The 19,385-nt window shown below is 64.6% G+C and carries 15 protein-coding genes; 10 read left to right on the top strand and 5 right to left on the bottom strand.

The genetic code is table 11. The annotated features are described in order from the left end of the window. Positions 1 to 35: 35 nt before the first annotated feature. Positions 36 to 1,394: a glutamate carboxypeptidase gene (locus ACH2DG_RS05410; protein WP_395024668.1), complete on the bottom strand. Its 1,359-nt coding sequence runs from the start codon at positions 1,392 to 1,394 to the stop codon at positions 36 to 38. 116 nt (positions 1,395 to 1,510) lie between these two features. Between ACH2DG_RS05410 and mnmC the strand changes: the two genes are divergently transcribed. The 8 genes from mnmC to ACH2DG_RS05370 all read left to right on the top strand — a co-directional run bounded on the left by mnmC (position 1,511) and on the right by ACH2DG_RS05370 (position 9,968). Then, the gene (gene mnmC, locus ACH2DG_RS05405; RefSeq protein WP_395024666.1) at positions 1,511 to 3,595 is read left to right on the top strand and encodes an FAD-dependent 5-carboxymethylaminomethyl-2-thiouridine(34) oxidoreductase MnmC; all 2,085 of its coding nucleotides are present in this window, start codon (positions 1,511 to 1,513) and stop codon (positions 3,593 to 3,595) included. A gap of 205 nt (positions 3,596 to 3,800) precedes the next feature. Beyond that, positions 3,801 to 5,588, top strand: coding sequence for a nitrite/sulfite reductase (locus ACH2DG_RS05400; RefSeq protein ID WP_395024665.1), 1,788 nt, complete (start codon positions 3,801 to 3,803; stop codon positions 5,586 to 5,588). Positions 5,589 to 5,609: 21 nt separating this feature from the next. Then, entirely contained in the window at positions 5,610 to 6,047 is a 438-nt protein-coding gene (locus ACH2DG_RS05395) for a DUF934 domain-containing protein (RefSeq protein WP_395024664.1), read from the top strand. Next, on the top strand, positions 6,044 to 6,667 hold the full coding sequence (locus ACH2DG_RS05390) for a phosphoadenosine phosphosulfate reductase family protein (protein ID WP_395024663.1): 624 nt from the start codon (positions 6,044 to 6,046) through the stop codon (positions 6,665 to 6,667). The genes ACH2DG_RS05395 and ACH2DG_RS05390 overlap by 4 nt, the downstream gene beginning before the upstream one ends. Positions 6,668 to 6,741: 74 nt before the next feature. Continuing rightward, positions 6,742 to 7,674, top strand: a complete 933-nt coding sequence (gene cysD / locus ACH2DG_RS05385; protein ID WP_395024661.1) for a sulfate adenylyltransferase subunit CysD — start codon at positions 6,742 to 6,744, stop codon at positions 7,672 to 7,674. Further along, positions 7,674 to 9,050 carry a sulfate adenylyltransferase subunit 1 gene (locus ACH2DG_RS05380; protein WP_395024659.1) on the top strand — a complete coding sequence of 459 codons (1,377 nt, stop codon included), beginning with the start codon at positions 7,674 to 7,676 and terminating at the stop codon, positions 9,048 to 9,050. Before cysD ends, ACH2DG_RS05380 begins: the two co-directional genes overlap by 1 nt. Positions 9,051 to 9,166: 116 nt before the next feature. Beyond that, positions 9,167 to 9,496 (top strand): ferredoxin FdxA, encoded by a 330-nt coding sequence (fdxA, locus tag ACH2DG_RS05375; protein WP_184710995.1) that lies wholly within the window; start codon positions 9,167 to 9,169, stop codon positions 9,494 to 9,496. An 85-nt stretch (positions 9,497 to 9,581) separates the two neighbouring features. After that, entirely contained in the window at positions 9,582 to 9,968 is a 387-nt protein-coding gene (locus tag ACH2DG_RS05370) for an antibiotic biosynthesis monooxygenase family protein (RefSeq protein ID WP_395024718.1), read from the top strand. A 28-nt stretch (positions 9,969 to 9,996) separates the two neighbouring features. Here the strand turns inward: ACH2DG_RS05370 and ACH2DG_RS05365 are convergent, their stop codons facing one another. From ACH2DG_RS05365 to ACH2DG_RS05350, 4 genes are all read right to left on the bottom strand, one after another. Next, positions 9,997 to 11,202, bottom strand: coding sequence for an NAD(P)/FAD-dependent oxidoreductase (locus ACH2DG_RS05365; RefSeq protein ID WP_395024658.1), 1,206 nt, complete (start codon positions 11,200 to 11,202; stop codon positions 9,997 to 9,999). A gap of 180 nt (positions 11,203 to 11,382) precedes the next feature. After that, a complete protein-coding gene (locus tag ACH2DG_RS05360; protein WP_395024657.1) occupies positions 11,383 to 12,915 on the bottom strand; it encodes an efflux transporter outer membrane subunit in 1,533 nt (510 codons plus the stop codon). Between the two features lie 8 nt (positions 12,916 to 12,923). Continuing rightward, on the bottom strand, positions 12,924 to 16,109 hold the full coding sequence (locus ACH2DG_RS05355) for an efflux RND transporter permease subunit (protein ID WP_395024656.1): 3,186 nt from the start codon (positions 16,107 to 16,109) through the stop codon (positions 12,924 to 12,926). Between the two features lie 26 nt (positions 16,110 to 16,135). Then, positions 16,136 to 17,437 carry an efflux RND transporter periplasmic adaptor subunit gene (locus tag ACH2DG_RS05350; protein ID WP_395024654.1) on the bottom strand — a complete coding sequence of 434 codons (1,302 nt, stop codon included), beginning with the start codon at positions 17,435 to 17,437 and terminating at the stop codon, positions 16,136 to 16,138. A gap of 311 nt (positions 17,438 to 17,748) precedes the next feature. Here ACH2DG_RS05350 and ACH2DG_RS05345 point away from each other — a divergent pair, with 311 nt between their 5' ends. Continuing rightward, positions 17,749 to 18,141, top strand: a complete 393-nt coding sequence (locus ACH2DG_RS05345) for a sirohydrochlorin chelatase (protein WP_395024653.1) — start codon at positions 17,749 to 17,751, stop codon at positions 18,139 to 18,141. A 253-nt stretch (positions 18,142 to 18,394) separates the two neighbouring features. Next, positions 18,395 to 19,336 carry a CysB family HTH-type transcriptional regulator gene (locus ACH2DG_RS05340; RefSeq protein WP_395024651.1) on the top strand — a complete coding sequence of 314 codons (942 nt, stop codon included), beginning with the start codon at positions 18,395 to 18,397 and terminating at the stop codon, positions 19,334 to 19,336. The last annotated feature ends 49 nt before the right edge of the window (positions 19,337 to 19,385 follow it).

The raw sequence follows: 19,385 nt of genomic DNA, 5'->3' as shown, positions 1-19,385 counted from the left end.
GTAGCATTCTGTGCAGTCCAGAAAAGCGCTACACGCTATTGTTTCTTCGCATCCATGGTCGCGCTGTGAGCGTCATTGTGTTCCGCCTCCCCCCTTGGCGCTGACAGCTCCATCACCAGCCGCGCCACCAGATACAGCCTTGGCACGATGCTGCCCAGCAGAATGTATTCGTCATGGTTGCTGTGGGCGCCAAAGCCGCCCAGGCCCATGCCTTCGACCACGCCGCCGCGCGCGCTCAGCGCGGCAAAGGCGGCGTCGGTACCGCCGCCCAGCGCGACGTCGTTCACGCGCAGCGGCAGATCCAGCTCCTTGCGGTAGATCTGCTGGGCCTGGGCTGCAATCTTGCGGGCGGCGTCGCTCGCCTCCATGGGCGGGCGGCGCAGCTCGAACCGGGCGCTGATCCGGCTGCCGTCGAAAAGCTGGTTGCGAATGCGCTCCTGCACGGCGCTTTGCAGCGCATCAAAATCCTGCACGCGCAGAGCGCGCGCATCGGCCTGTGCCTCGGCATGGGCAGGTATCACGTTGCGGTTGCTGCCCGCCTGCGACAGCGTCCAGTTGAGCTTGAGTCCACGATCGGGCTGCGAGAGGTTGCGCATCTGCAGCAACTGGTGCGATAGCTCGTAGAGCGCGTTCACGCCGTATTCGGGCCGAGCGCCGGCGTGCGATGCCTTGCCTTCCACCGACAGGAACAGCGCGCCAATGCCGCTGGTGGCCAGATGCAGCGTGCCGTCCTGTCCGCCGCTTTCAAACGAGAAGACGGCGTCCTGGTCTCTGGCGAGCGCGGTGATCAGCTTGCGCGATCCGGGCGAGCTGATTTCCTCATCGCTGTTGAACAGCACGGTGATCTGGCCAAACCTGTCATAGCCGATTTTCTGCAGCAGGGCCATGCTGTGCAGCACCAGCGCCACACCCTGCTTTTCGTCTTCGATGCCCAGGCCGTAGGCACGCTCGCCGTCAATGCGGAAGGGTTGCTGCGCCAGATCGCCCTGGTGGTAGACCGTGTCCATGTGAGCGATCAGCATGATCTTGGAATGCCCCGAGCCTTTGAATACCGCCTGCACGGCGGGGCCGGGCTGCTCGGGCGTATCCTGCAGGCGTTCCGGATCGGTGCTGCGGATGATTTGCACCTCGCCCCCCAGGGCCTTGAGCTTGTCGGCCGCCACCTGGGCGATATAGCTGACACCGGCAAAATCCTTGCTGCCCGATTCGATGTTCACCAGCGTCTGCAGCGTATCGAGCAGCGGTTGCCGCTCGGCCTGCGCTGCGCTGTAGACAGTGGGCTCGGCACCCACGGGCATGGCGGCCTCACCGCTGGCCACGGTGGCAAAGAGCAAGGCGCCAGCGCACACCACAGGATGGGCCAGCGTTCGGATCACAGAGCGGCGGGAACACATGGGGCCATGATAGTCTGCACACCTGGGCCTTTCTGTCATGCCAATGAAATGTGAGCATGGCGTATACCCCAACTGCCTACAATGCTCATGTTTTTGACAAGGAATCCGAGCAAGCCATGAGCGAGATCGTGCAATGGATGGAAGACGGCACGCCCTATAGCCCGCGCTTTGGCGACCGCTACCGCAGTGAGGCCGCGCATGCGGTGCAGCAGGCCGAGCAGGTCTTTCTGGCGGGCGTTGGCCTGCCCGCCGCCTGGGCGGGCCAGCCGCAGTGGCGCATTCTGGAGACCGGTTTTGGCTTTGGCCTGAATTTTCTCGCCACCTGGCATGCGTGGCGGGGCGACGCTGCCCGCAGCCAGCTGCTGCATTTCGTATCGACCGAGGCCTTTCCCGTGAGCGCGGATGACCTGCTGCGCCATGCCGAGCAGTTTGCGCATCTGCAGGCCATGGCCCGGGAGCTTGCCGCGCAGTGGTGGGGCCTGCTGCCCGGCGTACACCGCCTGCGCTTTGACGGTGGCCGCGTGCTGCTGACCCTGCTGGTGGGCGATACCCAGGCCATGCTGCGCCAGCAGGATATGGCGGTCGACAGCATCTACCTCGACGGCTTCAGCCCTGCATGCAACCCGCAGATGTGGAACCTCCACACCCTCAAGGCCGTGGCCCGCTGCGCACGGCGCGGCACCCGCCTTGCCACCTGGACGATTGCCGCCCAGGTGCGCAAGGATCTGGCGCAATGCGGCTTTCAGGTCAACAAGGTGCCCGGCGTTCCGCCCAAGCGCGACAACCTGCATGCCACATTCGACCCTGCATGGGAGCCGCGCAAGGCGCCGCTGTGGGCACTGGGAGTGCAGGCTGTAAAAACAGCTGGTCTCGCAGCGCCGCTCCAGCCCACCGCCGTCGTGATTGGCGCAGGAATCGCAGGCGCTGCCTGCGCGCACCAACTGGCCCTGCGGGGCTGGCAGGTCACGGTGCTGGATGCAGCCCCCCACCCTGCCGCAGGCGCCTCGGCCCTGCCCGCCGGCATTTTTGCGCCACACACCAGCAGCGATGACAGCGTGCTCTCCCGCATCACCCGCGCAGGCGTGCGCACCACCGGGCAATGGGCGTGCCAGTTGCTGCAAGAAGGTGAAGACTGGGCCCCGACCGGCGTGCTGGAGCGGCAACATCTGGCCACACCGCGCGACGAGACCGCAGCGCATGCCGAAATCGTGCCGGACAATGCTCCCAGCCGCCGCACCGGCGCCCACGAACGCCCGGCTGCCTGGAGCGCAGACCCGGCTCTTGTGCAGGCCGCAGCGGCCTGGAGCACCCCTGCCAGCGCAGACGTGCTGGCCGCACAAGGCCTGCCCACGGACGACGCGGCGCTCTGGCACACGCATGCCGGCTGGCTGCGACCGGCAGCCCTGGTGCACGCACTATTGCGGCAGCCCGGCATCCGCTTTGTGGGACGGGCGCAGGTGTCGCACATCAAGGCTTCATCGGAAGCGGCAACCTGGTCGGTGCGAGACGCAGCAGACGCCGAGCTGGCGCGCGCGCACCTGGTCATCGTCTGTGCGGGGCCGCATTCCAATGCGGTATTGGCCTCCATGCCCGAAGCAAGCGCGCCCCAACCATTGCCGCTGCAGTCCATTCGCGGACAGGTCAGTTGGGCCACCTACGGCAATGGCGAGGAGCCTGCCCGGCATCACCCGGTCAACGGCCATGGCAGCTGGGTGCCCTTCTTCAAAGCGCCAGCCGGGGCCGCTGGTGCTGCAGAGCCCGCCTGGGTGATGGGATCGAGTTTTGAGCGCGATGTGACACAGCTGCCACCATCCCCTGCCGATGCCGCCCGCGCGCATGGCGACAACTGGGCCAAATTGCGGACCCTGCTGCCCACGGCCAGCCAGGCCTACGCCGCCTCTTTTGCCGCTGCCCGCACCTGGGCCCAGGTGCGCTGCGCCTCCATAGACCGCCTGCCCGTCGTCGGCCCCCTGCCTGTAGACGGTAACGCCAGCGATTCAAACGACTCCCTCAATGACCGAATGCCTCCCTGGGTCTGCACCGCCATGGGCTCGCGCGGCCTCAGTTGGGCCCTGCTGTGCGCCGAGCTGCTGGCCGCCCGCCTGCATGACGAGCCCCTGCCGGTCGCCAACAGCCTGGCCAAAGCCTTGTCCACCGACCGCACGCTCCCTGCGCGGGCCGACCGCTCCGTCCAGTCTTAGCGCCTGAAACCGGCAGATGCGGGGGCACTTATGCCAAATCCGCACAAGCTTTCTTGCTTTTCTTATTACTGAATTTCATACGTGCACAAGAAAAAAGTCGTTTGAGTTTATATAAAACTTTTCTACAGTACATCGAAACAGCCGGACAGCCGCCGCCATTGCGGGGCAGCTTCTCCGGTCCGGGCCTAGCAAACCTTGCACCACGATGTACCAATACACCTCTTTCGACCGCGAATTCGTCCAACTCCGCGCCCAGCAGTTCCGCGACCAGCTCGAACGCTGGCAGCGTGGTGAACTGACCGACGAGCAATTGCTGCCGCTGCGCCTGCAGAATGGCTGGTACATCCAGCGCTACGCCCCCATGGCCCGCATTGCGGTGCCCTATGGCGAGATCAACAGCGCCCAGCTGCGCATGCTGGCCCATATTGCCCGCGAATACGACAAGCCCACGCCCGAGCTGCTGGCCCATGCCCAGACCACGCAGGACCAGCTACAGGCCGCCCAGCCCGGCCTCACCCTGGCCGCCGCGCCGCTGAAGTACGGTTACGGCCACTTCACCACGCGCACCAACGTGCAGTTCAACTGGATTCCCATCACCAAGGCTGCCGATGTGATGGACCTACTGGCCAGCGTGGGCATGCACGGCATCCAGACCAGTGGCAACGCCATGCGCAACATCAACTGCGAGGCGTACGAAGGCATTGCGCAAGACAGCGTGGCCGATGCGCGCCCCTTTGCCGAAATTCTGCGCCAGTGGAGCACGCTGCACCCCGAGTTCGCCTTTCTGCCGCGCAAGTTCAAGATGTCGCTCAACGGCTCTGCCGAAGACCGCGCCGCCACTGGCTGGTACGACATCGGCCTGCAGACCGTACGCAACGATGCGGGTGAGGTCGGCTTCATCGTCAAGGTGGGCGGCGGCATGGGCCGCACCCCGGTCATTGGCACCGTGGTGCGCGAGTTCCTGCCCTGGCACCAGATGCTCAACTACATCGAGGCCGTGATCCGCGTCTACAACATCTACGGTCGGCGCGACAACAAGTACAAGGCCCGCATCAAGATCCTCGTCAAGGCCGAGGGCCAGAAGTTCATCGACGCGGTGGAAGCAGAGTACCGCGCCATTGTGGAGCAGGACGGCGCGCCGCACACCATCACCCAGGCCGAGCTGGACCGCGTGAGCGCCAATTTCGTGGTGCCTGCGCTCCAGCCCGCCAACCTGCCATCCAGCGTCAAGACGGACGGCCAGCTCTACCAGCGCTGGCTGCAGCAGAACGTGCGCGGCCATCGCCTGCCAGGCCTGCGCGCCGTGGGGCTGTCATTCAAGCGCGTGGGCTTTGCTCCGGGCGATGCCGACGCCGACACCATTGACGCCCTGGCCCAGCTGGCCGACCAGTTCTCGGCGGGCGAAGCGCGCCTGACGCACGAGCAAAACCTGCTACTGCCCTGGGTGCATGAAAGCGACTTACCCGCGCTGTATGAAGCGGCGCGCAACCTGGGCCTGGCCCAGCCCAACATCGGCCTGCTGACCGACATGATCGCCTGCCCCGGCGGCGACTACTGCGCGCTGGCCAATGCCCGCTCGCTGCCCATTGCGGCAGCGCTGACCGAGCGCTACCAGGATCTGGACGAGGTGTTCGACCTCGGCCCCATCGACCTGCACATGAGCGGCTGCATCAACAGCTGCGGCCACCACCACAGCGGCCACATTGGCATCCTGGGCGTCGACAAGGACGGCAAGGAGTGGTACCAGATCACCCTGGGCGGCGCCGACGGCACCACGCTCTCCGGCCCAGCCATCCCGGGCAAGGTGGTCGGCCCCTCGTTCTCGGCGGCCGAGGTACCCGACGTGATTGAAGCCATGCTCTCCACCTTCCGCGAACTGCGCAAGCCGGGTGAATTCTTCATCGACGCGCTGCGCCGCATCGGCCACGACCCGTTCAAGGCCGCCGCCAATGCCGCACGCCACCCCAAGGCTGAAGAAGCCATTGCCGAATAACGCTGTCACTGAGAAAACGCTATGAAAATCATTGCTGCCAGCGCAGTCACTACAAGCGCCGATGTTGAAAAGACCCTGGTCATTGCCAACGACGCCGAACTCGCCGAGATCGCAGCGAGCGGCGCATTGCAAGGCGTGGAGCGGGTCGAGCTGAACTTTCCCAAGTTCACCGATGGCCGCGCGTTCAGCCAGGCCGTGCTGCTGCGCCGCCGCTACGGCTTTGCTGGCGACATCCGCGCCACCGGCGACGTCTTGATCGACCAGTTGGTACAGATGGCCCGCAGCGGCTTTACCAGCGCCGTGCTGGCCGAAGGCATCGACCCCGCCGCCGCAGAGCGCCAGTTTGCCCGCTTCAGCGGCTTCTACCAGGGTGATGCACTGCAGCCGCGCCCGCACTTTGCCCGCGACGCTGCCGCTACTGCGACCACTACCGCTGGTATCGCCGGAGAGTCCGCATGAGCAGCCTGAAGCTCTCCCAAATCAACTCCGAGCTCGGCCACAATGCGCCCGGCCTCGTGCAGTGGGCCCTGGGCCTGGGCAAAAGTGCCATCGTCACCACCAACTTTCGTCCGTTCGAGGCAGTGATCCTGCACATGGTGGCGCAGGTGCAACCTGATGTGCCCGTCATCTGGATGGACAACGGCTATAACACCGAGGCCACCTACCGCTTTGCCGACGAAGTGACGCGGCAGTTGGGGCTCAACCTGCGCACCTACCTGCCGCTGCGCTCGCGTGCGCACCGCGAGGCGGTTGATGGCCCCACGCCCGCGCTCGATGACCCGCGCCACGCCGCCTTCACCGAAGAAGTCAAGCTCGAACCCTTTGCCCGCGCCCTGCGCGAGACGGCGCCCCAGGTCTGGTTCACCGCGCTGCGCGCCACCGACAGCGCCGTGCGCGCCCAGATGGAGCCGGTCAGTATCAACCCCGATGGCCTCATCAAGGTCGCACCGCTGCTGCACTGGTCGTCCAAGGATCTGTATGACTACTGCGAAAAGCACGGTCTGCCCAACAACTTCGACTATGTGGACCCCACCAAGGGCGAAGCGCAGCGCGAATGCGGCCTGCACCTGGCGCATTGACATGACACCCCTTGAGCCACTTCGCGGCTGCCCTCGCTTGGAGCGCACCAGTTTTGAAAGTATTGGATAAACAAATGAATGCCCGTGTTGAAACCGATGTGCTCAGCCACTTGAGCAACCAGCATCTGGATGCGCTGGAAGAGGAAACCATCTTCATCCTGCGCGAGGTGGCGGCCGCCTTCGAGCGCCCCGCCCTGCTGTTCTCCGGCGGCAAGGATTCGCTGGTCATGCTCAAGTGCGCGGAAAAAGCATTCGGCGCGGGCCGCATCCCCTACCCGCTGCTGATGATCGACACCGGCCACAACTTCCCCGAGGTGACCGACTTCCGCGACTTCCGCGCCCAGGAACTGGGGGCCGAGCTGATCGTGCGCAGCGTCGAAGACTCGATGGCGCGCGGCACAGTGCGCCTGTCGCACCCAGGCGAATCGCGCAACGTGCACCAATCGGTCACACTGCTCGAAGCCATTGAGGAGTTCCGCTTCGACGCGCTGATTGGCGGTGCGCGCCGCGACGAGGAAAAAGCCCGCGCCAAGGAGCGCATCTTCTCCCACCGCGACAGCTTTGGCCAGTGGCAGCCCAAGGCCCAGCGCCCCGAGCTGTGGACGCTGTTCAACACGCGCCTGGCGCCCGGCGAGCATTTCCGCGTCTTCCCGATCAGCAACTGGACCGAGCTGGACGTGTGGCAATACATCGACCGCGAAAAAATCGCCCTGCCCAGCCTGTACTACGCCCATGAGCGCGACGTGGTCGAGCGCAAGGGCCTGCTGGTGCCCGTGACCGCGCTCACTCCGCCCAAGGATGGCGAATCGGTGGAGCAGCGCACCGTGCGCTTTCGCACCGTGGGCGACATCACCTGCACCTGCCCCGTAGAGAGCGACGCAGCGACAGCCGCCGACATCGTGCTCGAAACCCTGACGGCCGAAGTGAGCGAGCGTGGTGCCACCCGCATGGACGACAAGACCAGCGACGCCTCGATGGAAAAGCGCAAGAAAGACGGATATTTCTAATGACTATCGAAACCATAGCAGCCACTGCCCATCCATCGGTTGCCGGCAGCCAAATTGATGCAAAACCGACAGGCAATGCCTCTGCCCTGCGCTTTATTACCTGCGGCTCGGTCGATGATGGCAAATCCACACTGATCGGCCGCCTGCTCGTTGACAGCAAATCGGTGCTGCAAGACCACCTCGCTGGCGTGCAGCGTGGCGGCGAAACCGACCTGGCGCTGCTGACCGATGGCCTGTCCGCCGAGCGCGAGCAAGGCATCACCATCGACGTGGCCTACCGCTACTTTGCCACCGAAGCGCGCAAGTTCATCATTGGCGATGCGCCCGGCCACGAACAATACACCCGCAACATGGTCACCGCCGCCTCCAGCGCCGATGCCGCTGTGGTGCTAGTCGATGCCACCAAGCTCGACTGGAAGAACCCCCAGCTGCCGCTGCTGGCCCAGACCCGCCGCCACAGCCTGCTGGTGCACCTGCTGCGCGTCAATGCCCTGGTGTTTGCCGTCAACAAGCTCGACGCCGTGGACGACCCGGCCCTCGCCTTTGCCAACATCCGCAATGCGCTTGCCACCTTTGCGCAGGCAGCCGGCATCACCGTGGCGGCCACCGTTCCCGTGTCGGCGCTCAAGGGCTGGAATGTGGTAACGCCCCATGCCGACTGGGCTGGCTACCAGGGCCCCAGCCTGCTGCAACTGCTGGAAAAGCTGCCCGCAACGCCTGCCGACACCGGCCAGCCCTTTGCCTTTGCCGTGCAGTGGGTGGAAAAGTTCTCGTCCTCTGCCGACACCAGCCAGGGGCGTCGCGTGTTCTGGGGCAAGGTCGCCACTGGCGACGTCGCCGTGGGCACCGCCGTGCAGATCCTGCCCAGCGGCCAGCGCGCCACCGTGGCCCAGGTGCTCGACCACACCCGCCAGGCCAAAAACCGCGGCGCAGGCCAGAGCGCCGGCATCGTGCTGGACCGCGAGGTGGATGTCTCGCGCGGCGACTGGCTGATTGCCGCCCCCGTGGCCGCTGCGGCTGCCGACGACGACTTTGACGCCCCCGCCGAGCAGGCCGCCTGGCCCGCCACCCGCGAGATCACCGCTACCGTGGCCTGGATGGACAACGAGCCCCTGGTGCCAGGCCGCGTGTACCAGGCCCTGCATGGCCGCCGCTGGATCAAGGCCAAGGTGCGCAAGGTGCTGCACCGGCTGGACATCAACACGCTGGAACGGCAGGCCGCCGAGCAACTGGAGCCCAATGCCATCGGCCGCGTCGAGATCACGCTGCAGGAGGCGATTCCGGCAGCGCCCTTTGCCCGCTCGCGCGAGCTGGGCTCGCTGATCCTGGTGGACCCGGCCTCCAACAGCACGGCTGCGGCGGTGCTCGTGGAATGAACATGACCCCCATCCCGTACCCGGAAACCATGGTATTCAAGTACGCTCTATGTGCTCTTGCACAAAAACCGTAAAATTCCTGCTGTTTGTCTGAACCACTGGCGTAAATAAATTCCATGACCCACGTCGTCACCGAAAACTGCATCAAGTGCAAATACACCGACTGTGTAGACGTCTGCCCTGTTGACTGCTTCCGCGAAGGCCCGAACTTCCTCACCATCGATCCGGACGAATGCATCGACTGCGCCGTCTGCATTCCCGAGTGCCCGGCCAATGCCATCTACGCAGAAGAGGATGTGCCGGCCGACCAGATCGCCTTCATCAAGCTCAACGCCGAGCTGGCTCTGGCCGATGGCTGGAAGAGCATCACCAAGCGCAAGACGCCGCTCGAAGGCGCCGACGAGGCCAACGGCCAGCCCGGCAAGATCAAGGACCTGATCCGCTGATTGCCAGCACCTCGACAAGCCAGCCTGCCAGCTGGCTTTTTTATTGGGCCTGCCCCGTCAGCCATGCATGTCTCCACCTCGCGCCATGGGCACGCACGGGGTTCCCGCACCGCCCGCTCTTGCCAACAGGTGTACCGTGAGCAACTCCCGATTCGCAAAAACGCCCCAGCCCCCTTATTACGCCGTCATTTTTACCTCGCAGCGCACCGCGACTGAAAACGACGCCTACGGCAACATGGCCGACGCAATGGAGGCTCTGGCCCAGCAACAGCCGGGCTTTTTAGGCGCAGAAAGCACACGCGGCGCCGATGGCCTGGGCATTACCGTTGCCTACTGGGACACCGAAGCCGACATCGCCGCCTGGAAAGCCAACGCCGACCACCTGGCCGCCCAGCGCGCAGGCGCAGAGCGCTGGTACGAGCACTACGAGGTGCGGGTGGCCAAGGTGGAACGCGCTTACGGAAAGCGCTAAAGCAGCAAGCGCTGCTGGAGCAACTCCATCAATCGGGGTGCGACACACCCAGCCGCTCATGCAGGCGCTTGCTCGTCGTGGTGTATTCGAGCAGCAGCTTTTCGCCGTGCAGGTACTCGATGGCCGCCATGGCTGCCATCGTGGCCTCGTAGAACCCGCACAGGATCAGCTTGCGCTTGCCTGGGTAGCTGACGATATCGCCAGCCGCGTAGATGCCCGTGGCGCTGGTGGCAAAGCTGTCGGTCGCCACCTGCAGCTGCTTTTTCTCGATCGCCAGGCCCCATTCCAGCAGCGGCCCGAGCTTGGGCGAGATGCCCTGGCACACCCAGAGCTGGTCGCAAGGCAGGCGCTGGTCCTGACCGTCCGCATCGATGTACGCCAAGGCCTGCAGGCGCGCAGCCGCGCCGCCTTCAGCCACCTCCAGGCTCTGCGGCATGCCGACAATCACTTCCACGCGGCCGCTGGCGCGCAAGGCCGCCAGTGCATCCAGCAGGGCCTGCGGCGCGCTGAACTGGTCGCGCCGGTGCAGCAAGACGACCGACGCCGAGGCAAGCAACGGGTGTTGCGCAGCGGTGACTGCCGCCTGCACGGCGGCCTCGTCTCCGCCATGCACCACAACCTGTGGCACCTTGGATGCAGCCAGTGCCGCCGCCTGCTGTGCCACCCAGGCATCGCCCAGATCCGGGTGGTAGAACACCTGCCGCCCCACCAGGGCTTCAATGCCGGGCAGGCGCAGCTGCTTGGGCACAAAGGCGCCTACCCCGGCTGTCACAAAAATGGTTTTGGCCAGCAGCCACGTGGTTCCATCGCCGCCATCCGGCGCAGGCTCCTGGCCCTGTAATTGCACGCGCCAGCGGCCGTCGCCCTGGGCCTGCACCTCGGCTACCTGGGTGCGGGGGTGGAAGACGGGGGCAAAAGGTGCAATCTGCTGCTGCAGCCTGGCGGCCAGTTCGCGGCCGGTGCACAGCGGAATGCCGGGGATGTCGTAGATGGGCTTGTCGGCGTAGAGCTCAATGCACTGGCCGCCCATGACGGACAAGGTGTCGCAGATATGCGCCTGCACGCCCTGCAGCCCGAGCTGGAAAGCAGTGAAGAGCCCCACCGGCCCGGCGCCGATGATGAGCGCATCCACCTCTTGCGCAGCCGGTGCATCAACGCCGGAAACGGCTGATGAGGCTTCAGTGGCGGCAATCAGGGTATCGGGAACGGTTTCGGGGCGCTGTGTATCGGTCATAGCCCGATGGTAGTGCAGCTGCCTTGGCCTTGATGGCTTTGCGCATATGCATGCGCCGAGCTGCGCTACCTGAAGCAGTTCTCCCAAAAGCAGAGCCGCCCGCGCTTTCTTGTATTGGTTTCGAAAGACTTTATGGCCAGACAACCAATAGCAGAAGGCGCGGGCAGCTCACTTTTTATCTTACTGCACAGGATCGACGCCGCCGCCCAGCGCCTTGTACAGCGCAATGCGGTTGACCTGCTCGGCCTGCAGCAAGGTGATCTGCGTCTGCTGCGCGGCATACAGGCTGCGTTGCGCATCCAGCACGGTGAGGAAGTCGTCCGCCCCTGCCTTGAAGCGCGCCTGCGAGAGCTCCAGCACGCGGCTGGCCGATGCCACCAGGGCAGTCTGAGAGTCCAGCCTGCGCTGCATGGTGGCGCGGTCGGCCAGGGCATCGTTCACTTCGCGGAAGGCGGTCTGGATGGCCTTCTCGTACTGCGCAAGCGCCACATCGCGGTTGGCTTGCGCAATATCAAGATTCGCCTGGTTGCGGCCGTTGTCAAAAATGGGCAGGCGGATCTGCGGCACAAAGCTCCAGGCGCGGTTGCCGCCTTCGAACAGGCCGCTGAGTTCGTTGCTGCCCGTGCCCACGTTGGCCGTCAGGCTGATGGTGGGGAAGAAGGCCGCACGCGCCGCGCCAATGCTGGCGTACTGGGCCTGCAGGCTGTGTTCGGCAGCCGCAATGTCAGGCCGCGCCAGCAGTACGGTGGATGACAGGCGCGCGGGCACCTGTGTCATTGCCGTGGTGGCAGCCTGCGTGGCCACCTTGGGCGTGGCGCCGTCGAGCAGTTGGCCGGAACCCGCCTTTTTCAGATCCAGGGCCGTGAGCGACGCCGCAGGCGCCTGCGGCAGCATATCGGCGGAAACCGGGCCGCCCACCAGCAATTGCAGCGCATTGCGGTCGCGCTGCACCTGCGATTCATAGGCCGCCACATCGTTGCGCGCAGTCTCCACCGCCGTCTGGTTCTGTGCCAGCACCAGTCCATTGGTCGCGCCCAGTTGGTGCATGCGCTGCACCAGGCTGTAGCCATGCTCGCGCGTGGCCAGAGTGTCGCGCGCCAGTTGCAGGCGCTGCTGGTCGCTGGCCAGCGTGATCCAGGCGTTGCTGATGTCGGTGATCAGGCCCAGTTGCACGCTGCGGCGGTTTTCCTCGATCTGCAGGTACTGCTGCAGCGCCGATTCGCTCAGGTTGCGCACCCGGCCCCAGAAATCCAGCTCGTAGCTGGCCAGACCCAGTTGCACATTGAACTGATTCGCCGTGGAGGAGCCCGCGCTGGCCGAGCGCAGGTCATCTGCCGTACGTGTGCGGCTGGCTTGGCCACTGGCATTGAGGGTGGGCAACTGGTCTGCCCGTTGCACCCCATACTGCGCACGCGCCTTTTCGATATTGGCGATGGCAACGCGCAGGTCGCGGTTGTTCTGCAGCGCAGTCTCCATCAACTGGCGCAGCCGGGCGTCTTCCACCCACTGCTGCCAGGGCAGCATGCGCCATTCGCTGGCAGAGACGGGCTCCACCGCAAACTCGTCGGGCACGGCAGACAGCGCGCCATCCAGCGTGGCAGGCACGGGCGCATCAGGGCGCTGGTAGATGGGCGCGAGGTTGCAGGCGCTCAGCAACCCGGCCGCCAGCAGGGCAAGCGGCAGGCGCAAGGCAGAGGGGCAGACAGTCTTCATGCTCGGAATCATTGCGCGCCCTCCACCGGGTGCGCATTAACGGTTGCGGTTGCGCGCGGTGCAGCCTCCTCATGGCGGCTGCGCGAGCGGAACCAGCTGCGGATCAGCAGAAAGAACACCGGCACCATGAAGATGCCCAGCAAGGTGGAAGCCACCATGCCGCCCAGCACCGCCGTGCCGATGGCCACGCGGCCGGCTGCGCCGGCGCCGGTGCCAATGGCCAGCGGTATCACACCAAAGCCAAAGGCCAGCGAGGTCATCAGAATGGGACGCAGCCGCAGCCGCACGGCGGCCACCACGGCATCGAACACGCTCTTGCCCTGCTCTTGCAGCTGCACGGCAAATTCCACGATCAGAATGGCGTTCTTCGCGGCCAGCCCCACCGTGGTGAGTAGGCCAACCTGGAAGTACACGTCATTCGTCAGCCCGCGCGTGTAGGTGGACAGCAGCGCGCCGATGACGCCCAGCGGCACCGCCAGCATCACCGACAGCGGCACCGTCCAGCTTTCGTACAGCGCAGCCAGGCACAGGAAGACGAACAGGATCGAGATGGCGTACAGCATGGGCGCCTGCGCACCCGACTGGCGCTCCTGCAGCGAGGCGCCCGTCCATTCGTAGCCAATGCCGGGCGGCAGCTGCTTGAGGATGTCCTCAATGGTCTGCATGGCCACACCCGAGCTCACACCGGGGGCGGAGCTGCCGATGATTTCATATGCCGGGGCGCCGTTGTAGCGCAGCAGCTGCGGCGAGCCATAGGCCCAGTGGCTGCTGGCGAAGGCGCTGAAAGGCACCATTTCGCCCTTGTTGTTGCGCACCGTCCACTGGCCAATGTCCTGTGGCAGCATGCGGTACTTGGCGTCGCCCTGCACATACACGCGCTTGACGCGGCCGTTGTTCAGGAAATCGTTCACATAGGTGCCACCCATGGCGCTGGAGAGCGTGCTGTTGATGTCGTTGTACGACAGGCCCAGCGCTGCGGCCTTGCGGTCGTCCACCTCCACGCGCAGCTCGCTGGCGTCGTCGAGGTTGGTGGTGCGCACGGCGGTCAGCAGGTTGCTTTTGCGGGCTTCGTCCAGCACCTTGTTGGTGGCGGCCAGCAAGGCGCTGTGCCCCAGGCCGTTGACGTCCTTGATCATGAAGTTGAAGCCCGCATTCGAGCCCAGGCCCCGCACGGCAGGCGGCATCATCACATAGACGCGGGCATCACGGATGCGCGCCAGATCCTTGTTCGCCTTGAAGGCGATGGCATTGGCCGCCTGGCTGGCCAGGGGGCGCTCATCCCACGGTTTCAGGCGGATGAAGCCGCGTGCCGAGCTCTGGTCGCCGTTCAGCCCCGATACCTGGTTGAAACTGATGATGTCGGGCTGGTCCAGCAGGTAGTCGCGCACCTCGTCCAGCACGTCCTGCAATCGCGCGTCGGCAGCGCCTGCAGGCAGGTTGACGTTGACGTACAGAAAGCCCTGGTCTTCGTCCGGCAGGAAGGATGTGGGCAGCACGCGCGCCACGATCCAGATGGCGGCCAGCACGGCGACAAAGATCAGCATCATGCGCTTGGCGCGGCGCAGGCTGTAGGCCACCGTGCGCTGGTAGCGGCTGGCGGTGGCGTCAAAGCTGCGGTTGAACCAGCGGAAGAACCGGTCGCTCACACCCAGCAGGCCTCTGCGCACGGCGCGCTCGTGGTGCGCATCCTCTTGCGGGGCTTTGAGGATGGTGGCGCACAGCGCGGGTGTCAGCGTCAGCGCCACAAACACCGACAGCGCCATGGCCGCGACGATGGTGATGGAGAACTGGCGGTAGATCACCCCGGTCGAGCCGCCAAAGAACGCCATGGGAACGAACACGGCCGACAGCGTAACGCCAATGCCCACCAGGGCGGGCGTGATTTCGCGCATGGAAAGCTTGGTGGCCTCCTTGGCGGACAGGCCCGTCTCGTGCATCACGCGCTCGACGTTCTCGACCACCACGATGGCATCGTCCACCAACAGGCCAATGGCCAGCACCATGGCAAACATCGTCAGGGTGTTGATGGAGTAGCCCGCGATGGACAGCACGCCGAAGGTGCCCAGCAGCACCACTGGCACGGCAATCGCAGGAATCAGGGTGGCGCGCAGGTTCTGCAGGAAGATGAACATCACGATCACCACCAGCACCATGGCCTCGCCCAGCGCGCTCACCACCTCATGGATCGAGGCGCGCACAAAGGGCGTCGAGTCCGAGCTGACGAAGTACTCGATCTGGTTGGGGAAGAACGGCTTCATCTCCGCCAGCTTAGCGGCCACGGCATCCGATACCGCCATGGCGTTGGCGCCGTCGGCCAGGATGATGCCCATGCCCGCACCACGCATGCCGTTGAGCTTGGCCTGGATCGAGAGGTTGTCGGCGCCCAGTTCCACCCGCGCCACATCGGCGATGGTGACGACCGAGCCGTCGGTGGCAGCCTTGAGCACGATGTTCTCGAACTGGTCCACCGTCTTGAGCTTGGTGCGCGCCGTGATGGTGGCATTGAGCTGCTGGTTCTGAACGGCGGGCAAAGCCCCCAGCTGGCCCGCCGAGACCTGGGCATTCTGCGCATTGAGCGCGTTGACCAGATCGGAGGGCACGAGGCCGTACTTCTCCAGCTTGGCCGGGTCCATCCACACCCGCATGGCGTAGAAGGTACCGAAGACGTTCACGTCCCCCACCCCTTCGATGCGGCCGATCACATCGACCAGGTTGGAGTTGATGTAGTCGCCAATGTCCACTTCGGTGATCGAGGGGTCCTTGGAGTAGAAGCTGTAGGTGACCAGAAAATCCTGGCCGCCCTTGTTGATGAAAACGCCCCGGCTCTTGACCGCATCGGGCAGGCGGTTCAGGGCGCCCTGGATCTTGTTCTGCACCTGCACCTGGGCAACGTCCACATTGGTGCCGGGCGCAAAGGTGAGCGTGATCCGCGCCTGGCCGGACGCGCTGCTCGACGAGCTCATGTAGAGCATGTTGTCGATGCCCTTGATCTGCTGCTCGATGATCTGGGTGACCGAGTTTTCCACCGTTTCCGCAGACGCGCCAGTGTACTGGGCGCCAATCGTCACGCGCGGCGGCGCGATCTCGGGGTATTGCTCGAGCGGCAGTTTGAAAATGGACAAGGCGCCGCCCAGCATGATGACGATGGCGATCACCCATGCAAAGATGGGGCGCTGGATAAAGAACTGTGCCATGGGTGCAGCCTTTTTCTTCTTGCTTCTTATTTGCCAGCCGCAGGCGCAGAAGCGGCGGGCGTGGCGGGTGCAGCCGCCTCACCAGGCGCTCTTCCCGGGCTGCGTGGCTTGTCAGCCTTCGCCTGAAGGTCAATCACAGTGGGATTCACCTTGTCGCCGACCTTCACGCGCTGAAAGCCATCCACCACCACACGCTCGCCTGCCTTGAGGCCGCTGCCCACCAGCCATTGGTTGCCGATGGCGCGGTCGATCTCGAGGGGGCGCTTCTCGATCTTGTCGTCCTGGCCCACCACCATCACGCTGGCGCGGCCGGTCAGATCACGGGTCACCGACTGCTGCGGCACCAGCAACGCATCAGGCGCCACTGCCGTGGGCAACAGAGCCTGCACATACATATTGGGCATCAGCATGCCATCGGGGTTGGGCACCTGCGCGCGCAGGGTCACGGTGCCGGTGGTGGCGTTGACGATCACACCCGCAAACTTGAGCTTGGCGGTGTGGGGGTACTGGGTGCCGTCATCGAGGCGGATGCGCACCGGAATCTGGTCGCCATCCACCTTCTGGAAGCGCCCGGCCGCCAGATCGCGCTGCAGTTGCAGCATCTCGGTGCTCGACTGCGTGAAATCCACATACATCGGATCGAGCTGCACCACCGTAGTGAGCGGCGCTGTCTGGTTGGCCGTGACCAGCGCGCCCGGCGTCACCGAAGAGGTGCTGACCCGGCCACTGATGGGCGATGTGATGCGGGTGTACTGCAGGTTGACCTTGGCGTTGTCGAGCGCGGCTTGCGCCACGGCCACATCGGATGCGGTCTGTGCGACTGCAGCCTGGCTGTCGTCATACACCTGGCGGCTGATCGCGTCGATCTTCACCAACTCGGCATTGCGCGCTGCGTTGCTGCGCGCGGTCTGCGCGGTGGCCTTGGCCTTGGCAACGGCGGCCTGGGCGCTGTTGACGGCGGCGGTGGCCGAGCGGTCATCCAGCTGGTAGAGCACCTGCCCGGACTTCACCTGCGCGCCCTCGGTGAACAGGCGCTTTTCCACGATACCGTTGGCCTGGGGACGAATGTCGGCCATCATGAAGGCGCTGGTGCGGCCCGGCAGCTCGGCCATCAGGCTCTGCGCTGTTGGCTGCACGGTAATGATGCCCACCTCGGTCGCCTTGGCAGCAGGCGCCTCCACCGCCTTCTTCTCGGAACATGCCGCCAGCAAGGCGATGGTCGCTACGGCAGCAACACAGCGCCAGCCGGAAGATGAAAACGGAAGTGCTGAATGCAGAGGGGCAGAAGCAACCATGGTGTGGCGTGAGGGAGAATGGGCATCCAGCATCATCGGTGGTGATTTTGGTAGAGAGCAAACTACTATTTTTGCAGCTTAATATGTAGGAAATGTAAAGCCCGCCAGCAGATTGGCTTGTGCATGCTGCAATGCGGCACTCCGGCGAATCACACATTCTGCTACAGCCTGTATCCCTGCGATACAGGCACTGCAACGCTCTATGGGAAAGCGATAATGCGCAAAGGTTCCCTTCGAGTCACCTTTCTGACACCGGTTTCTTTTTTCACCACAGAGTTACCCCGCTTTCCATACGGCCAGCCTGTTTCACCGGACTGCCCCCTTTTGCCCCAAGGAGTGCTCCAATGCCCATCTCTGCCCCCCCTTCCGGACTGATTCTGCTCTCGCATGGCTCCAAGGACCCGGTCTGGCGCGGCAATACCGAACGGCTGCTGGCCCTGGTGCAGCAGAGCAGGCCGCAGGCGGCGGTCGCCTGCGCCTACCTGGACTGGTGCGAGCCAGCGCTGGGCGCCGCCTTGGAGCACCTGGTGCAGCAGCACCCAGAATTGACCCAGGTCACCATCTGGCCGCTGTTGTTTGGCGTGGGCAAGCATGCGCGTGATGACATTCCCGCCCTGGTGCAACGCACAGCACCGCAATTTCCGCAGATCGCCCTGACCATCGCGCCCGCCATGGGTGAAGACGACCGGGTGATGCAGCTGCTGGCAAGCATGGCCGCCGGCTATCTGCAAAGCTGAAACCCCGCGCCTCGCTCTTGCGGCCTTGCTGTGCCGGTGCGCTGGTAAGTGGTGCGCCCATGCGCTAGCAATCCGGGCGCCACTACACTACCGCCAGCATCGGCCTGCCGAACCCCGGCAAAATTTCAGTGTTCTATCGATATCACTGGCGTTTATATTCCAATGAAGCATAATGATGCAGATCAATATTCCATAATCTTGTAGGACCTGTGCGAAGCGCGCACCCAGCTGCTGAGCGAAGGCCGAATCTTTTATGAACCTGCATCAGTTCCGCTTCGTGCAAGAGGCCGCGCGCCGCAACCTCAACCTGACCGAGGCCGCCAAGGCGCTGCACACCTCACAACCCGGCGTCTCCAAGGCCATCATCGAGCTGGAGGAAGAGCTGGGCATCGACATCTTCGCCCGCCACGGCAAGCGCTTGAAGCGCATCACCGAGCCCGGCCTGCAGGTGCTCAAGAGCATTGAGATCATCATGCGCGAAGTGGGTAACCTGAAGCGCATCGGCGACCAGTTCAGCACGCAGGACAGCGGTACGCTCTCGATTGCCACCACCCACACGCAGGCCCGCTATGTGCTGCCCACGCCCGTGGCCAAGCTGCGCGAACACTACCCCAAGGTCACCGTCAGCCTGCACCAGGCCACGCCCGCGGAAGTGGCCCGCATGGTGATCGACGAGCAGGCCGATATCGGCATGGCCACCGAATCGCTGGCCGACTACCCCGACCTCGTCACCCTGCCCTGCTACGAATGGCAGCACGTGCTGGTCATGCCGCACCAGCATCCGCTGGCGCAGAAAGAGCGCGTCACGCTCGAAGACATTGCGGGTGAGCCGTTGATCACCTACCACCCGAGCTTTACCGGGCGCGGCAAGATCGATGCGGCCATGGCAGCACGCCAGCTCAAGCCCCGCATCGTGCTCGAGGCCATCGACTCCGACGTGATCAAGACCTATGTGCGCCTGGGCCTGGGGATCGGCATCGTGGCCGAGATGGCCATGCGCGACGACCCTCTCAAGGACCTGGCGGTGCGCCCCATGGGCTACCTGTTCGGCCAGAGCGTGGCGCGAGTGGCCTTCAAGCGCGGCGCCTACATGCGCAATTTCGTCTACAAGTTTGCCGAGCTGCTGAGCGACCGTTTGAGCCATGACCTGATTGACCGCGCCATGGTCGGTCACGTGGCGGACTATGAGCTGTAAAGTTGCCACCTAAAAATACTCATGAATTGATAGCTGCCAGCGCCCGTCC

This window comes from Comamonas odontotermitis (assembly GCF_040396735.1).
Classification (GTDB): domain Bacteria; phylum Pseudomonadota; class Gammaproteobacteria; order Burkholderiales; family Burkholderiaceae_C; genus Comamonas; species Comamonas odontotermitis_C.
The sequence above is the reverse complement of the archived record's forward strand: the minus strand, read 5'-3'. Positions and strand labels throughout refer to the sequence as shown.

What these genes read in the sequence shown, in the direction of transcription:
- mnmC (WP_395024666.1), top strand. Translation starts at nt 1,511, where the DNA reads ATGAGCGAGATCGTGCAATGGATGGAAGACGGCACGCCCTATAGCCCG.
- ACH2DG_RS05355 (WP_395024656.1), bottom strand. Translation starts at nt 16,109, where the DNA reads ATGGCACAGTTCTTTATCCAGCGCCCCATCTTTGCATGGGTGATCGCC.
- ACH2DG_RS05345 (WP_395024653.1), top strand. Translation starts at nt 17,749, where the DNA reads ATGCCCATCTCTGCCCCCCCTTCCGGACTGATTCTGCTCTCGCATGGC.
- ACH2DG_RS05340 (WP_395024651.1), top strand. Translation starts at nt 18,395, where the DNA reads ATGAACCTGCATCAGTTCCGCTTCGTGCAAGAGGCCGCGCGCCGCAAC.
- ACH2DG_RS05360 (WP_395024657.1), bottom strand. Translation starts at nt 12,915, where the DNA reads ATGAAGACTGTCTGCCCCTCTGCCTTGCGCCTGCCGCTTGCCCTGCTG.
- ACH2DG_RS05380 (WP_395024659.1), top strand. Translation starts at nt 7,674, where the DNA reads ATGACTATCGAAACCATAGCAGCCACTGCCCATCCATCGGTTGCCGGC.
- ACH2DG_RS05410 (WP_395024668.1), bottom strand. Translation starts at nt 1,394, where the DNA reads ATGTGTTCCCGCCGCTCTGTGATCCGAACGCTGGCCCATCCTGTGGTG.
- ACH2DG_RS05370 (WP_395024718.1), top strand. Translation starts at nt 9,582, where the DNA reads ATGGGCACGCACGGGGTTCCCGCACCGCCCGCTCTTGCCAACAGGTGT.
- ACH2DG_RS05350 (WP_395024654.1), bottom strand. Translation starts at nt 17,437, where the DNA reads ATGCTGGATGCCCATTCTCCCTCACGCCACACCATGGTTGCTTCTGCC.
- ACH2DG_RS05365 (WP_395024658.1), bottom strand. Translation starts at nt 11,202, where the DNA reads ATGACCGATACACAGCGCCCCGAAACCGTTCCCGATACCCTGATTGCC.
- cysD (WP_395024661.1), top strand. Translation starts at nt 6,742, where the DNA reads ATGAATGCCCGTGTTGAAACCGATGTGCTCAGCCACTTGAGCAACCAG.
- fdxA (WP_184710995.1), top strand. Translation starts at nt 9,167, where the DNA reads ATGACCCACGTCGTCACCGAAAACTGCATCAAGTGCAAATACACCGAC.
- ACH2DG_RS05400 (WP_395024665.1), top strand. Translation starts at nt 3,801, where the DNA reads ATGTACCAATACACCTCTTTCGACCGCGAATTCGTCCAACTCCGCGCC.
- ACH2DG_RS05390 (WP_395024663.1), top strand. Translation starts at nt 6,044, where the DNA reads ATGAGCAGCCTGAAGCTCTCCCAAATCAACTCCGAGCTCGGCCACAAT.
- ACH2DG_RS05395 (WP_395024664.1), top strand. Translation starts at nt 5,610, where the DNA reads ATGAAAATCATTGCTGCCAGCGCAGTCACTACAAGCGCCGATGTTGAA.